General features: G+C 36.4%; 16 protein-coding genes and 1 tRNA gene. 7 read left to right on the forward strand and 10 right to left on the reverse strand.

The features are described from left to right. Positions 1–206: 206 nt before the first annotated feature. From moaA to ACQKMV_RS10690, 3 genes are read right to left on the reverse strand one after another with little or no spacing between them, the layout of a single operon-like run. Positions 207–1223 carry a GTP 3',8-cyclase MoaA gene (gene moaA / locus ACQKMV_RS10680; RefSeq protein WP_427503969.1) on the reverse strand — a complete coding sequence of 339 codons (1017 nt, stop codon included), beginning with the start codon at positions 1221–1223 and terminating at the stop codon, positions 207–209. Between the two features lie 32 nt (positions 1224–1255). Further along, entirely contained in the window at positions 1256–2053 is a 798-nt protein-coding gene (gene fdhD / locus ACQKMV_RS10685; RefSeq protein WP_427503863.1) for a formate dehydrogenase accessory sulfurtransferase FdhD, read from the reverse strand. 12 nt (positions 2054–2065) lie between these two features. Beyond that, positions 2066–2413, reverse strand: coding sequence for a DUF2294 domain-containing protein (locus ACQKMV_RS10690; protein WP_049667590.1), 348 nt, complete (start codon positions 2411–2413; stop codon positions 2066–2068). Positions 2414–3029: 616 nt separating this feature from the next. Here ACQKMV_RS10690 and fdhF point away from each other — a divergent pair. The 3 genes from fdhF to ACQKMV_RS10705 are packed head-to-tail and all read left to right on the forward strand — an operon-like array spanning position 3030 to position 7507. Then, on the forward strand, positions 3030–5963 hold the full coding sequence (gene fdhF, locus ACQKMV_RS10695) for a formate dehydrogenase subunit alpha (RefSeq protein ID WP_427503864.1): 2934 nt from the start codon (positions 3030–3032) through the stop codon (positions 5961–5963). A 4-nt stretch (positions 5964–5967) separates the two neighbouring features. Then, positions 5968–6444, forward strand: coding sequence for a DUF1641 domain-containing protein (locus ACQKMV_RS10700; RefSeq protein ID WP_427503865.1), 477 nt, complete (start codon positions 5968–5970; stop codon positions 6442–6444). Positions 6445–6460: 16 nt separating this feature from the next. Then, the gene (locus ACQKMV_RS10705) at positions 6461–7507 is read left to right on the forward strand and encodes an Mrp/NBP35 family ATP-binding protein (protein ID WP_427503867.1); all 1047 of its coding nucleotides are present in this window, start codon (positions 6461–6463) and stop codon (positions 7505–7507) included. Between the two features lie 168 nt (positions 7508–7675). Here the strand turns inward: ACQKMV_RS10705 and ACQKMV_RS10710 are convergent, their stop codons facing one another. From ACQKMV_RS10710 to ACQKMV_RS10720, 3 genes are all read right to left on the reverse strand, one after another. Beyond that, the gene (locus ACQKMV_RS10710) at positions 7676–7963 is read right to left on the reverse strand and encodes a hypothetical protein (protein WP_323651375.1); all 288 of its coding nucleotides are present in this window, start codon (positions 7961–7963) and stop codon (positions 7676–7678) included. Between the two features lie 138 nt (positions 7964–8101). Beyond that, complete coding sequence (locus ACQKMV_RS10715; protein WP_370041634.1) at positions 8102–8302, reverse strand: hypothetical protein; 201 nt, start codon at positions 8300–8302, stop codon at positions 8102–8104. A gap of 357 nt (positions 8303–8659) precedes the next feature. After that, the gene (locus ACQKMV_RS10720) at positions 8660–9526 is read right to left on the reverse strand and encodes an alpha/beta fold hydrolase (protein ID WP_427503868.1); all 867 of its coding nucleotides are present in this window, start codon (positions 9524–9526) and stop codon (positions 8660–8662) included. A 526-nt stretch (positions 9527–10052) separates the two neighbouring features. Between ACQKMV_RS10720 and ACQKMV_RS10725 the strand changes: the two genes are divergently transcribed. Further along, positions 10053–10721 carry a DUF2599 domain-containing protein gene (locus ACQKMV_RS10725; RefSeq protein WP_427503869.1) on the forward strand — a complete coding sequence of 223 codons (669 nt, stop codon included), beginning with the start codon at positions 10053–10055 and terminating at the stop codon, positions 10719–10721. A 200-nt stretch (positions 10722–10921) separates the two neighbouring features. Continuing rightward, the gene (locus tag ACQKMV_RS10730) at positions 10922–11227 is read left to right on the forward strand and encodes a hypothetical protein (protein ID WP_427423444.1); all 306 of its coding nucleotides are present in this window, start codon (positions 10922–10924) and stop codon (positions 11225–11227) included. A 721-nt stretch (positions 11228–11948) separates the two neighbouring features. Here ACQKMV_RS10730 and ACQKMV_RS10735 read toward each other — a convergent pair. Then, complete coding sequence (locus ACQKMV_RS10735; RefSeq protein WP_427503870.1) at positions 11949–12713, reverse strand: hypothetical protein; 765 nt, start codon at positions 12711–12713, stop codon at positions 11949–11951. A gap of 310 nt (positions 12714–13023) precedes the next feature. Further along, positions 13024–13097: transfer RNA gene (locus tag ACQKMV_RS10740), tRNA-Arg, on the reverse strand. Between the two features lie 201 nt (positions 13098–13298). Between ACQKMV_RS10740 and ACQKMV_RS10745 the strand changes: the two genes are divergently transcribed. After that, positions 13299–14045 (forward strand): glucose 1-dehydrogenase, encoded by a 747-nt coding sequence (locus ACQKMV_RS10745; protein WP_427503871.1) that lies wholly within the window; start codon positions 13299–13301, stop codon positions 14043–14045. 101 nt (positions 14046–14146) lie between these two features. Continuing rightward, a complete protein-coding gene (locus ACQKMV_RS10750) occupies positions 14147–14812 on the forward strand; it encodes a hypothetical protein (protein ID WP_427503872.1) in 666 nt (221 codons plus the stop codon). Between the two features lie 2 nt (positions 14813–14814). Here the strand turns inward: ACQKMV_RS10750 and ACQKMV_RS10755 are convergent, their stop codons facing one another. Continuing rightward, the gene (locus ACQKMV_RS10755) at positions 14815–15513 is read right to left on the reverse strand and encodes a YqjF family protein (RefSeq protein WP_427503873.1); all 699 of its coding nucleotides are present in this window, start codon (positions 15511–15513) and stop codon (positions 14815–14817) included. A 60-nt stretch (positions 15514–15573) separates the two neighbouring features. Beyond that, the gene (locus ACQKMV_RS10760; protein ID WP_427423459.1) at positions 15574–15747 is read right to left on the reverse strand and encodes a DUF2639 domain-containing protein; all 174 of its coding nucleotides are present in this window, start codon (positions 15745–15747) and stop codon (positions 15574–15576) included. Positions 15748–15953 lie beyond the last annotated feature (206 nt).

A 15953-nucleotide genomic window follows, 5' to 3' on the forward strand; every position in this document is an offset into this window, starting at 1 on the left:
AGGTGTCTTTTGTACCGAAAGCGTAGCGACAGGTACAGGTACTTAGACACCCACTGAAAAAGAAATCTCATACGCATCCATATCACCACCTTCTAGGGCAGTAGCTTTCTGCTGAATGAAGATAAAAACGGCATTATTTTGCCGATTTTTTCTGTTCCTAACATAGTCACTAATACTAACAAGCCAGCACCAACATCTAATTTCGTCTACCCACCGATATGTGACATTTCGATTTTTGAGTTTTTCCTTTTTTCCATCGTTTGTTCATTTCGTTCATCGGAATAGCGATCTGTTCTATTTTCCCAAACATTCGAAATGTGTTGGGTGATAGTTTCATCATCTTCCCCAGACCTTAACAAATCTCGTAGATTCGTTCCCTCTGTTGCAAATAAACACGTATATAATGTTCCTTCTGCCGAAATACGGGCACGCGAACAAGTGGAACAGAAAGAATCTGTTACAGATGATATCACGCCAATTTCGCCTCGAGCCTCCTCATATTGATAACGTGTAGCCACTTCCCCTTTATAATTAGGATCAACAGGATGCAAAGGGGAAAATTGGTGGACCTGGTCAATGATTTCTTTCTTCGACACAACTTCACCCAACTGCCAACCATTCGAATTACCGACATCCATATATTCAATAAAGCGAAGAATATGCTGTTTCTCTTTAAAATATTCTGCCATCGAAACGATATCTTGCTCATTTTTCCCTTTTTGAACGACCATATTGATCTTCACTTGTAAACCCGCTTCTGCCGCTTTTTCTATACCTTCTAATACCGTTTTCACTTTTCCTCGATGGCCATTCATCTCGAAAAAACGTTCCTCATTTAGAGAATCTAGGCTAACAGCTACTCGTGATAAACCTGCTTTCGCTAATTCATTGGCATATTTTTTCAACAAAGTGCCATTAGTCGTTAAAGCAATATCTTCTACTCCATCTATGCGATGTATACGTTCAATTAATGTCGGTAGATCACGACGTAGTAAAGGCTCACCACCAGTAATGCGTACTTTTTTCACCCCTAATGAAACGAAAATCTTTACTAATCGTTCGATTTCTTCAAAGCTCAATATTTTATCAGACGGTAAAAAAGCATAATCTGGACCAAATACTTCCGCAGGCATGCAATATTGACAACGAAAATTACAACGGTCTGTCACTGATATCCTTAAATCTCTTAATGGTCTGTGTAGTTGGTCTAGTAGATTAGTAATTTTAATCTCTTCCTTTCATTTTGTTAGAGTGATTAACTTTTAGGTAAGTGAATACGTTCTTTGTGTGTATAAATATTAAGTGTATTTTGGCGAATAAAACCTACCGTCGTAATACCGAGTTGCTCTGCCAATTGCAATGCTAATTCTGTTGGCGCTGATTTAGACAGAACAATTTCACAGCCAATTTTCGATACTTTAAGTAAAATTTCAGATGAAATCCTTCCGCTAAATACGATAATTTTGTCCTGAATGCTAATTTTATTTTTTAGGCAATAGCCATAAATTTTATCTAACGCATTATGGCGCCCAATATCCATTCTGCTTAATAAAACACCATTCGCATCACATAGCGCTGCGTTATGAACACCACCGGTCTGTTTGAATGTTTCAGCCAAATCTTGCATATCGCGCATTAAACGAAAACAATCATCTGTTGTAATACGCACATGAATGCCTTCCATTTTTTTAGCTACTAGTGCATCATTAGCAAAAACAAAACCTTGGCGGCTCATGCCACAACAAGAAGTAATGTAACGTTTATTTTGAATTTGTTGAAAGTAAGGATTCACACGCTTTGTTTTAACATGCACAAAACCTTCTTTTTCTTGGTGCCAAATTTTTTCAATATCTTCGTAATTGCGTATAATTCGTTCAGAAGCCAAATATCCAATAACCATATCTTCTACATACTCTGGTGTGCAAACCATTGTCACAAATTCTTGCTCATTAATCTTCACTGTGACAGCGTATTCTGTGACAACAGTATCTTCTATTTCCTTGATTTGATTACCTTCAACACGTATTATCTCTCTTACTACTGCGCGTTCCATATGGCATCCCCTTTATTCACTAATATTATCTTCAAAAACAAAGACAGAAATAGCAAAATCTTCTTCAATTTTGATATCTGAAAATAAATGGAGTAACTTAGTGCCCATCAGTTCTTCCATGCCTTCCGGTGGTGATTTAGTATACAAATCTTGAATCATTCTTGTACGTGCAGCATGAACCATTTTTAACCCTTCAGGCGTACTCGCAATAAATTTTTCTGTCGGTGTGATATTACCATATAAAGTTGAGACAGCCATGTTCTCTACGAAAACAGTATGAATACGCTCTGGTCCTTTTCCAAATATATCTTTGCGTAGTTTTCGAATTATGTCGTTGAACTCATGCACTTTTTTTGACATTTTAACGATTCTCCCAACGTAATTAATCTTTTTATCCTATGTTCATGGGGGTCACCCTTACAGTTTGTTAATAATATAGCAACTTAAATAAAAATTAAAGAGAAAATATCCAATGATAATTATTATCAATCAATAATTTTTATTATAATTATTGTCCATTTTGACTGAAAAGGCTATAATAATTAGTATTACATATGGAATGAAAGTATTTTGATTCCTATGTCATGGTTTCATACAAATAAGTTTGAACTATAGACATAGTGGTTTTAATATTTAAATTCTATAGTTATATTGAATAAAAAATAAAAGTTGATTGAATTTTTAGCAAGGCCTGTTAAGAATTTCATCCACCATGAATAAATAGCATGTTTTAACGTGCCTTTTCATGGTGGATTTTTTTATTTTTGAGCAATATCAACATCGACAACTCGTAAAAAATGTTTCTTCATCTATGTTGGTGTAGAAGTTGGACAGATTGGGAAATGACATTATAACAAGACACTTTTTTAAAATAACAAGATAATCAAAATAAAAAAACTCGTAATTCTATTCCCGATTTATCCCAAGTATTAACTTGTTGTCATATAAGTCTCAAAGAGCAAAAGGAGGAAATACCTTGACTACAATTAAAATTAATGGCCAACCGTATGATGTAGCAGAGGGAGCTACAATACTTGATACCATTAATCAAAATGGCATCGCCCATCCACAAATTTGTCATGTACCATCTGTTGATCCTATCGAAACTTGTGATACATGTATCGTCGAAGTGAATGGACAATTAGTTCGCTCTTGTTCAACAAAAGCAGTAAACGGCATGGATATCCAACTTACTTCTGATAAAGCGAAAGCTGCACAAACAGAAGCGATGGATCGTTTACTAGAAAATCATTTGCTGTACTGTACAGTTTGTGATAATAACAACGGAAATTGTACATTACACAACACAGCAGAACTAATGGAAATTGAACATCAAAAATATCCTTATCAACCAAAAGTTGAACCACACGAAGTAGACATGTCTCACCCGTTTTATCGATATGATCCAAACCAATGTATCGCATGTGGACAATGTGTAGAGGTTTGTCAAAACCTTCAAGTTAATGAAACATTATCTCTTGATTGGGAAGCTGAAAGACCAAAAGTAATTTGGGATGAAGGCGTTGCCATTAACGATTCTTCATGTGTAGGCTGTGGACAATGTGTAACTGTTTGTCCATGTAATGCTTTAATGGAAAAATCAATGCTTGGCGAAGCTGGTTTTATGACTGGGCTTAAACAAGATACATTAGATCCGATGATTAACTTAATTAAGGAAGTTGAACCTGGGTATAGCGGTATCTTTGCTGTTTCCGAAGTCGAAGCTGCTATGCGTAGTAAACGTACGAAGAAAACAAAAACAGTTTGTACTTTCTGTGGTGTAGGTTGTTCGTTTGAAGTTTGGACAAAAGGTCGCAAAATTTTAAAAGTGCAACCTTCTGACGGTCCTGTAAATGCTATTTCTACTTGTGTAAAAGGAAAATTCGGCTGGGACTTCATCAACTCTGAAGAACGAATTACAAAACCATTAATTCGTAAAAATGATGCATTTGTTGAATCTTCATGGGATGAAGCTCTTGACTTAATTGCTACTAAACTAGGTGGTATTCAAAAAGAATATGGCTCTGGTTCTGTCGGCTTTATTTCTTCTTCAAAAATTACAAACGAAGAAAACTACTTAATTCAAAAAATGGCACGTCAATTATTCGAAACAAACGATGTCGATAACTGTTCACGCTATTGTCAATCTCCAGCTACAGATGGCCTACTACGCACAGTTGGTATAGGTGGCGACGCTGGAACGATCAAAGATATCGCAAAAGCTGGCCTTGTCATTATTGTTGGGGCAAACCCTGCAGAAGGTCACCCTGTTTTAGCAACTCGCGTAAAACGTGCCCATAAATTACACGGTCAAAAATTAATTGTTGCCGATGTTCGTAAACATGAAATGGCTGAGCGTTCTGATATTTTCATGCGTCCAAAGCAAGGTACAGACCAAGTATGGTTAATGGCTGTTACAAAATACATGATCGATCAAGGTTGGCATGATGAATCCTTCATTAAAGAGAACGTGCACTTCTTTGATGATTTTAAAGATGTACTTGAAACATACACACTAGAATATGCAGAAAAAGAAACGGGCATTTCAAAAGAAACGTTGATAAATGTTGCTGAAATGATTCGTGATGCTGACGGTACATGTGTACTTTGGGGTATGGGTGTTACACAAAATACAGGTGGCTCATATACATCAGCTGCAATTTCTAACCTACTTCTAGCTACTGGTAACTATCGTCGTCCAGGTGCAGGTGCCTACCCTCTTCGTGGTCACAACAATGTTCAAGGTGCTTGTGATATGGGTACACTACCAAATCTATTACCAGGTAATCAAAAAGTAATAGACGACGATGCACGTAAGAAATTTGAAGAAGCATATGGTGTAAAAATCAAACCTGAACCAGGTCGTACGAATATGGCAATGTTAGATGCTATCATGGAAGGTAAAATGAAAGCAATGTATTTAGTTGGGGAAGATATGGCCCTTGTAGATTGTGATGCTAACCATGTAGATAAAGTACTTTCACAATTAGACTTCTTTGTTGTACAAGATTGCTTCCTTTCACGTACAGCACAATATGCGGATGTTATTTTACCAGCAGCACCTTCTCTTGAAAAAGAAGGTACTTTCACGAATACAGAGCGTCGTGTGCAACGACTATATCAAGTATTACCAACACTTGGTGAATCAAAAGCCGATTGGGAAATCCTTCAATTAGTAGCACGTCGTCTAGGTGCTGACTGGAATTACAGTCACCCAAGCGAAATCTTTGCTGAAATGGCTAGTCTTGCTCCATTCTTCTCGCAAGCGAACTATGATGTATTAGAAAATTGGGGTAGCTTCTGTTGGGGTAGCCATGATGGTAAAGACACACCTTTACTATATGAGGATGGCTTTAACTTCCCTGACAAAAAAGCTCGTTTTGCTTTAAATGATTGGATCAGACCGGTTGAATATGAAGCGCAATATGATTGCCATATTAACAACGGTCGTATGCTTGAACACTTCCATGAAGGTAATATGACAAACAAATCAAAAGGTATTCAATCGAAAGTACCTGAAATTTTTGTTGAAGTATCACCAGAACTAGCAAAAGAACGCGGCATTGAAGATGGAGCTCTTCTTCGTTTAGTGTCTCCTCAAGGCGCATTAAAATTAAACGCCTTAGTAACAGATCGCGTACAAGGAAATGAACTTTTCTTACCTATGAACTCTGTTAGCAAAGATTCAGCGATTAATTTCTTAACGGGTCCAGCTGCAGACATCAATACATCGACACCGGCGTACAAACAAACAAAAGTACGCGTAGAAGTATTGAAACAAAAAGGAAAATCACCACTTCCTAGAACAAACCCGCGTTATAAAAAACGTCATCCACAAAATGGTGTTGAGGTACAACGTAAATGGAATCGTCCTGGTTACGTTCACTTAACAACTAACGAAAGGGAGTGATTTCATGGCTGCACCAATTACGACAATTCAAAAAGCGCAAGTAACAGAAGAACAACTAAAAGAAGAAAAGCTAGAGAATTTAAAGCAACTTCTTTCTGAGAATGAAGAAATGGTTAATCAGGTCTTTACGATCATGGCAGAATTAAATGATATTGGAGCGCTAGAAGCAGCTACGAAACTACTTGAAGCAAAAGAGGATGTTGCACATATTGCTCTTGGTCAATTAACTCGTAAGCCTGTTACTAATATCATCAACAATTTAATGGGTGTTGCGGGAGCATTAACCGAACTGAACCCAGAAACAACAACAAAGCTGATTGAAGGCTTAAATTCAGGCTTAGATGAAGCGAACAAAGCCGTTGAATCGGACGAAAAAGTTAGTGCCTTTAAATTGTTCAAAATGTTAAACGATCCTGATGTTAATCGTGCTGTAAATTTTGGCGCTCACTTCTTAAAAGGGCTTGGCAAAGGCCTAAAATAGGAAGGTGGTTTCTGATATGCTAACGAACGAACACATTTTAAAAACTTTGCAGAAAATCGATGACCCAGAACTTCATAAAAGCATCGTTGACTTGAATATGGTACGCAATATTCAAGTCAACGGTACGGATATCTCACTTGATATTATTTTGACTATTCAAGGATGTCCTTTGAAAGCCAAAATCCAACAAGATGTTGAAGAAGCGTTGAAAGCGATCGGCGCATCAAATGTCTCCATTACATTTGGTTCTATGACAGATGACGAACGTCGTAGTTTAACAGCTTCTTTAAAATCAGAAAAAGTTACAGATAAAGGTATGCCTAAAATGCTTTTACCCGATTCTGGTGTCAAATTTATAGCAGTTACCAGTGGTAAAGGTGGCGTCGGTAAATCTACCGTGACGATTAACTTAGCAGTAGCTCTTGCCCGTCTTGGTAAACGTGTTGGTATTTTAGACGCCGACATATACGGATTCAGTATTCCTGCCATGATGAAGGTTCAACAAAAGCCAACAATGATTGACCAAACTGCTATTCCGGTAATAAGTCATGGTGTAAAAATCATGTCGATGGGTTTTTTCACAAACGACAACCAACCTGTCATGTGGCGTGGCCCAATGCTCAACAAGTGGATTCGTAATTTCCTTGTTAATACACATTGGTATGAATTAGATTATCTCCTTATTGACTTACCACCTGGTACAGGAGATGTAGCCATTGATATGGCAGCAATGATTCCACAAGCGCAGGAAATTATTGTAACAACACCACACCTTGCAGCTTCTCATGTTGCCTCTCGTGCAGGTCTGATGGCTCAACATACGAAACACACGATTCTTGGTGTTGTTGAAAACATGGCTTACTTCGAAAACTCAAATGGTGAAAAGAACTATTTATTCGGTCAAGGTGGCGCAGAAAAATTAGCAGATGAGCTTCAGTCAAGAATCATCGCTCAAATTCCATTTGCCCAACCTGAGGAAAATACAGGTTCTTCCGTTTATGACGAAGACTCCATTATCGGTGAGGTATTTACCCACCTTGCAGAAGATATGGTGTATCAATAAAATGAAACTTTTATCAATAGGTGGTTTTCTTCATCCCCTACTGATGATTAGAGGCTTTTACGGGCAGTTAATCTCCCTAAAAGCATGATAAAATCTAAAAAATCCTTGTCTCGTTTTTACACGAGACAAGGATTTTTTAGTGGAGCCATGTTCAAATTTATATTTAATTCAATACCCTGCCTTTTTTAAAACCTGCATAAAATAAAAACGATATGTATTTTTAACGAAAGTATCTAAAGGCAGACCAACATTTAATTGGTACTTTGTAAAAATAAAATAAAAACGCTTATCCCATTTTAACCGTAATAACTCCCCAGCATCTTCACCGTATTTCTCCGTAAATTCCTCAATTAAAGGTTCAATCATATAGTAGCAATAATCTTTTAAGTTTGCGAGAGCTTCTATATCTTTCTCCTTTTGAAAACGTGTAATCCAATCTACTAATTGTTCGTTCATATTAAAATCCATCTCTCTTTATTGAGTTTCTTCCTATTATATTATAACTCTTTTTATAGGTTTTCGCTTCTCTCGTTTCTGAGACATTTGGATGGGTACGTATTTAGATTTTAAATTCAACTGGTATCATTGACTCTGCTAATTTACGAGCCCTTTATTATATTCAATCCACTTTTCCATTTCTCTCTCTACAGCTCGATTTTGCCATTCAAACCAAATACCTGAACATTCACTACAGTGACTATCTACCCCACTTTTATTATGCATATCTTTACGTGTAAATACAGTTTTTTTACGACAGCTGTAGCAGTAAATTTCTAACTCTTTATCAAATTCCATAACGATCAACTCCAACATTTTTACACATATTTCTTTCCGTTTTTTATATAAATTATTCTAATTTACAAAAGAATCTTTACGGAGGGAGAATGATATATGGTTTAGTGAGAACATTTTTAATTTACATGTGAATAACCCAATAGAGGCTAAGTGCAACAAAATACATTTTTTTCAAAGAAGTTGATTTGACCAATTAAGAATGCACAACACGAAAAAAGAAAAGTGCCTCAAACCCTTAATAACAAAGGATTTAAAGTACTTTTCAGTTGGTTCTAACTTGGCTCTTTTTGATCCTCAAGAAGAGGTCTTTTTATAATTTATTAAAGCTAATCATTTACTTAATCCCACTTACAGTAGTCAGTCGCGACCTGCCTCGTAAAACTTCTGTGCCACCATAGCCGGCCTTGTACGCGTGTCCGTAAAGTGGTCACCGTCGCCTACAATTAGGCGAAACTGCCCGAGCCGTCTGGACATATTCGGATGCCAGCCATAATTCTCTCCTCGTGGTAATGCGTTGTCTTGGTAGAAATAGACATAGCTTTTGGGCGTAGGTAGCGAGTAGAACGTTTTAAGATCTAGTTTCTCGAAAAGCGGCTTAGCCGGTTCCGGAGTAACGCTTTCATACATCCGTTTAGCTTCTTCTAAAGTGGCCGTATTAACGAATGAATCTCGAAACAGGGAAAACGGCATAAATATCGTATCGTCGTTCGAGCTTGCTTTGAGTTCTTCAAAACTTTGTATCATTTGGGGCGAGAATTCATCAGCAACTGATTCTCCGTCTTTCAGTACGAACGCGTCCCAGAAGACAAGTCGCTTTATGCGATCCGGAACCTGTTCTGCAACCTTTTGAATGACTGATCCTCCGAAGCTGTGCCCGACGAGAACAAAGTTACGTAGATTCCATTTTATAATATAATCAACAACGGACTTCGTGATCATCGCATGCGTGACATTTTTATTCGGATCTTCACCGTGACCTGCGTATTCAGGTGTATAGACGTCATGCCCTCGACTGCGCAATTCTGCCGCTACTCCATCCCAGAAATGAGCATCAGCCCAAGAACCATGCACAAGCACGAAAGTAAGCCGTTGCTGTGAGGGTAAACGGTGTCTTTCATCTAGTTCACGGGCAACATTGCTCCAGGGCGACCAATAAGGGGCGTAATAAAAACTGTTGGACATAGACCTATAATCGCTATAGGGAAATTGAGGATAAGAAAACATGAACAAGACACCCTTTCAATTCACATATATTATCAGCTTATGCCCAGTGTATTTGATAGGTTCCCACACTTAATTAATCTTTTTCCAATATGATTTTGATGAAAGAATAGGCTTTTAAAGGTTTTTTATAGTTGATAGTACCCCTTCACATTTCCTTCTATATAATCTTCTCTAGTATTATTGAAGAGTTACATTTGTGTACGATTTTATCCATAATAAAAAAAATTCATAGTATAGCTCCTTTTATTTATTTCTCCGTAATACTATTCTATCCTTTTCTAACGTTTTCTCAAAAAAGGAAAGCGCTGCAAATCCTTAATGTTAAAGGATTTGCAGCGCTTTTTTGTGGCAGATCGACTTTTTTAGTATGGTTTGAAGATATTTATAATATCTTTGAATTTTAGATAATTTTCTGACTCTTATCAATTTTTGTTCAATTATCAACAAAAATTGATTTTGAAATTATTATGTCTAATGATAAGTTATTAATATACCCGGGAAAAAGTAAAAAAGGAGGTATTTAAAATTGAATAAGAAAATGTATTTGTTTTCTTTAAGTTTTATTTTAATATTTTCATTTGTTTTTCCAAGTATTAATATAAATGCAAGTTCTAATAATGCTGAGGATGTATTACCAAGTTTAGAAGAGTCTTTAGAAGTATTGACGTTAGAAGACGAAACGTTATATGAATCTATGACTGATGAAGAAAAAGATGAAATACTACAAAGTACTCAATTTAACTCGGGACAAGGAACACTGCCCTCTGGAATTGAATTTACTTTTGGGGTCCCTCTATATACTAATGAATTTAGTGAGGACGATACTTTTGAATGGGTCATAATTGATTCCGAACTACAAATAAAAGAAAATATAATATTAGACTCAATATCTGCAGCGACACCTAGAAGAATTGACCCAGGTGGGGCTACATATATTACTAGAGCATATTGGATAAATAGAGATGGCTTAAAATCAATCTCTATTTATCCAAATAAATCTGCCAAGGGTTGGACAAAAGAAAAAGCATTCGCAGAATTAAAGAAAAACTTTTCTCACTATTACGACTGGAAAAATGAAGCATCCCTAAAAAAGCAATTTAATTGTCACTCTAGACCTATTCCGCCATATACAGGTAAACTCCCTTGGAATATAGAACCCAGCAAAAAATCTACTAATGTTATCTCATGTAATTAAACAACAAAAAAGAGTCCCCATTCGCATGAATTGGGGATCCTTTTTTAACCACGACAATGCCAAGAGGGTTTGGGTGTAGCAAAATTGCCAACTCCTTAAATTCGCCCTTACAAGTTTATTTACAACAATTATGAACAAATGTTAAGTAGGTAACTTATTTAACTATTTTTCGTTTGAAGATATGAGGAGGGAGTATTTTTATGATTCATTTATTTAGCATAATACTTGGATTAGTAGCTTTGATTGCCCCATTTTTTAATCTTTTAGGATATAAAAAACACAAGAGCAAGAAATGGTTTGCATTTTCTATTATTAGTTTTAGTGCGTGCGCAATCGCAATTTGTTTACAAATTTTTTATAGCTATATATTGGTAGAAAATGGAGAATTAGCTTCTCTGATGGATACAATGGGTACTATAGCTTATGTTTCAGCAATACTTGTCAGCGTTACTATATTATTAAACGTAGTTACATTTGTTTTGTACCGTGACAAAATTGCAAAGTAATGCAATTGGGTAGATTTATTTAATAACGAAGATCGCCAATTTGACGATCTTTTTTTCATTTAAAAGCTGATTAACTGCAGAAGAAAAAACGTGGTGTGCTTTTCGTTAATTAACCTCCAATAAAGCACATTTATCTCACTAGGGCTTATCCTAATATATAAAACTGGATCTAAGTCAAGATTCCGGACACACAAAAGTTAAGTTTTTGTTTTGTGGCAACCTCCATTTATGGAGTGTTCCACATCCCGTATAGCCAGTCAAAGTGAAAAGAACCTTTGACAGACTACACGGGATGTGGGGCGAGAAACTCATGGAGGTTGCGCCCTAAATATGTGAAGGGGAACCAAAAAAATCCTCCATTCAAAATTTTGATTGGAAGATGCTTTCGGAGTCCCATAAATATTTGAGGAACGAAAAAAGGGATTGAATGCCCCTGACCGAATCCCTAATTTCTCTCAAACCCTTATACCCCAAGGCCTTATACCCTGTTTTTAGACGTCCCAGGAGGACATACTAAAATATTGATATATCAATGGTTAACGTATAGAATGTTTACCTTTTGTTTACCTTAACTTTTAGACCACCCATCACGGAGTGGTCTTTTAATAGTTTTTTAGCTAAACCCAAGACATCGATAGACATCCTATCCGTATGTCAATCAACCATAAAAAATAGCCACCTTATCAAATAAATAAGAGAGCTTTATATAATTCTTAATCTATCACTTATCTCCAATTGGCTTTAGTGAATTCATTGGAAGATAAACAGCATTATCGAGTCTTCCTTCTAATTCATCGGTTACTAATATATAACCATTAATTTCATGATCATACCTTGAAAAAACAGTACTTCCCTTTTTCATAATTCTTTCAGTTTTAGATTCTTTTAATGGAACGCCCTTCCCCTCTTCATCTCTTGTTAGTTCATAACGTACACCTCTTTCTCTCGATATTGTCTCAGCGATTTTAAGGTCTGTACCAGGATACTCGTAACAAAATTCCTCACTACCATCACCACTTTCGCAATACTGTAGTAGTTGTCCATTATTTGTATCCTTGAAATTAAAACTCCATGGTCCTTCTAGTTTGAAGTGAGATCCGTAATATAAGCCATCATTAATACCATCGCGAGTAATAACAATATAAGTTGGTTTGTTATAAAAAGATGAACGAATTTTTATTGGTACTTCTTTGAAAACTACCAAATCCGTTGCTTGTACGCGGTATTGCCCCATTTGATAGAATATTTTTTTATCATATTTTTCAATATCATACGTTCTAAAGAAGTTATTTCGCTTAACCACTAACGAATCAAACGTACCATCTGGATTTTTCTTGTACACCTTTATGTCTTTTTTAAAGGTCATTTTTCCTGTTTGGTCTTTTACAACCTCTGCTCCGTCATACATCACTTTTGCTTCTGATTTCGTTGGATTTACTACCGCAAATACAAATGCTGCTAGTAACCCAATAAATAATTTTCTCATTATTTCCCCCTACATAGTTTGTTTTTAGAAAGCAAAATATCTTAGTATTATTTACTATCAATCTATATTCTACCATTGACTCTATAATAATGTTGACATGATTTACTTTAACATAATTTCACCAATCTACCATTCCAGCCAATTCTCTAAATTAGTTCTACTACTTATTGATTGTGGAAGGCCATCTCTATGTTATTCAATGCGATTCTCAAAATGTAATACACAAAGAAAAAACGCCTAAAACCCAGTATTGATAAGGTTTCAAGCGTTCTTCTTTTTGGTTTAATATCGACCATTGATTTGCAATTGACGTCCCAGGAGGGATTCGAACCCCCGACCGACGGCTTAGAAGGCCGTTGCTCTATCCTGCTGAGCTACTGAGACATGATGTTATTTTATATGTAGTCCAAGTGAAGGACAATATTTATTATATGTGCTTTTCATCATAAAGTCAACATTAATTTTACTATGAAGGCAAGGTTTGCCTCAATATTAATATTATATGATTTCCTGTACCCCATTATGCCCTCCTCATCTCTACTTTTGCTAAAATAATGAAAAGCAAAAAAACTGGGGGAAGCTAAAATGTTTAAAGATTTAGTAGTAGTCGTAACTGGCGGTGCACAAGGAATTGGCAAAGGCATTGTACTTGCATACGCCCGAAATGGTGCCAATGTAGTTATTGCTGATGTAAATAAAGAATTAGGGTTGCAATTAGAAAAAGGTTTACTTGTGCAGGGTTATTCTGTTCGTTTTGTTCAAACAGATGTTACGAAAGAACAGGATGTCGTTTCTTTAATGCAAAAAGCAGTTGATCATTTTGGTACTATCCATATTTTAATCAATAATGCAGGGGAATTTCAACATAAATCTCTTTATGACGTAACATTGGATGAATGGAATGCTATGATTCAAACTAACTTAACGAGTGTCTTTTTGTGTTCGAGGGAGGCTGCAAAAGTTATACGAGGAAATGTCAATGGCGGCTCAATTGTTTCTATAGCCTCTACACGCGCTGAGATGTCTGAGCCCCATACCGAAGCCTATGCGGCAACAAAGGGCGGTATCGTTGCATTAACACATGCTTTAGCGCGTTCTTTAGGTCCAGATAATATTACGGTTAATTGTATTTCGCCTGGTTGGATTGAAGCAGGTGATTATGAACAGCTCCGTAAGATTGATCACGAGCAGCATTTATCGGGGCGTGTAGGCGTACCTGAAGACATTGCACAGGCTTGCTTATATTTAACTAGCCCCACAAATAATTTCGTCACAGGCATTAATCTAACAGTTGATGGTGGGATGACTAAAAAAATGATGTATGAAGAATAGCCATATCCTTATTTACTCCTTTCAATAAATTGTTCTTTCATATATGGAAATACCTCAGAGTATTCTACATTAGGAAGAAAATTAGAAGGAGTGGAAATACATTGTACCCGTATTCAAATGTATATTTCGCAAGTCCCTTAAGCACGCTTTATACAGGCTCTTACACAAACTATACTGCACCTGTTCGCCATTTTTTACAGCCGCAGAAAGATTATCGTCGCTGTATCAGTAAGGCTGAATCAGATTTTATGGCAATGAATCGTATATTATGGATGGAGCATGTCAATTGGACGAGGATGACGATTATTAGTATTGTCTTTGGCTTACCTGATTTGCCCTTTGTGCAAGAACGACTGTTACAAAATGCAACGGACTTAGGCAATTGTCTACGTCCATTTTACGGCGACCAAATTGCTGATCGTTACGCTGAGCTAATTAAAGAACATCTTCTTATTGCTGCGCAGTTAGTAACTGCAGCTGCCAAAGGAGATACGGCAACAGCGGATGCAAAGGAAAAGGAATGGTATCGTAATGCTGACGACATAGCAATATTCTTGAATCAAATTAATCCATACTTGAGTGTTGAGGAAGTTCAAAAAATGTTCTACACACATTTAGCTTTAACAAAAAAAGAAGCCGTGACTATGATTCAGAAAAACTATCAAGAGGATATTCAAGTTTTTGATGACATTGAAGCAGAGGCACTTGCTATGTCGGATATGATTGCAAGCGCCATTGTAATGCAATTTTGTTATCTCTTTTATTAACGTTAATAAATCTTTTTGTTTTCCAAAATTGGTGAAAAAATTTTAGCCTGTTTACTCTTCGAATAATGAGCAATCGGTTGAATGCCTTGTATAGATTCCTTCACAAATGGAGCAAGTGTATTGCTTTCAATGTTAATATGGACTCGTTGTAGCTGCCATGGCATATGGTCTATATCAATACGAAATAGTGAACTCTTCCATTTTGACCAAGAGTGATAACGTTCTACTAACCATTTATCAAAGGTAGAACTACTTATTTCACTGGCAATCGGTTGATATGAAATTTTCAACCTTTCATCCTGTGCACCCTGATATAAACTTGTAAAAGAAAAATTGTTCCCTTTTTGTTTTAAAGATATTTTGGAATGGCGATATGCTAAACTGCCCTTTGTGGCTATTTGTACAATAAAACGATTCGTAACGTCTAAGTTGAAGAAATAGATGCCTTTCATCCCGTTATATGTAACATATGTCCGGACATTAAGCTGCAAATGGGTACCTACTCCTGGGAATGGTGGTAGAAATCTTAGTCGTTGTCCTTTTACTTTAAAAATGACAGCACTAAGCCAAGCGTTATTTTCATAGTGATCCAGTTGCAACTCTTGCGGAATGTACTGCACTAAATCCTTAGGTGAAACTGGCCAATGTAGAAACAACACATCTTGCCATATTTGCGTCATAACCCACGATTTACTCCACATAAAATAACTCCTTTCTGTAGTTAAATTCTTTCCTACAAAGGAGTTATTCAAACGAAATGACTATTTTTGTTCTGAATCTAACGTTTCTTTTTCAACATATCTGTAATATAAATTGCGCAGTTCGGATTCTTTATAATTACCTAAATGACTTTTATATTGTGGATGCACTAAAATACCATGATCTCGAAGTTGCTTCACAAACCAGCCTTTTGAATACTTATGCACTGTACACATTCTCCTTCACTAATACTCATACATAGCGTATGCTCAGGAAATTATGTAGTGACATTTTTTCAAAATAAAAAAACGAAGAATTTATCCTTCGTTTTCGTACTGTTGAAAAACAAAATGGGTCAAGGTAATTTTGGTGAATGTTGTTGCTCTTTAAATAAGGGTGATTTCCGTTCCAGGCTACTCGCTTTGTTGCTGACGCTTCGCTT

The sequence above is a fragment of the Lysinibacillus sp. NPDC094403 genome (genome assembly GCF_050278745.1).
In the GTDB taxonomy this organism is placed as follows: domain Bacteria; phylum Bacillota; class Bacilli; order Bacillales_A; family Planococcaceae; genus Lysinibacillus.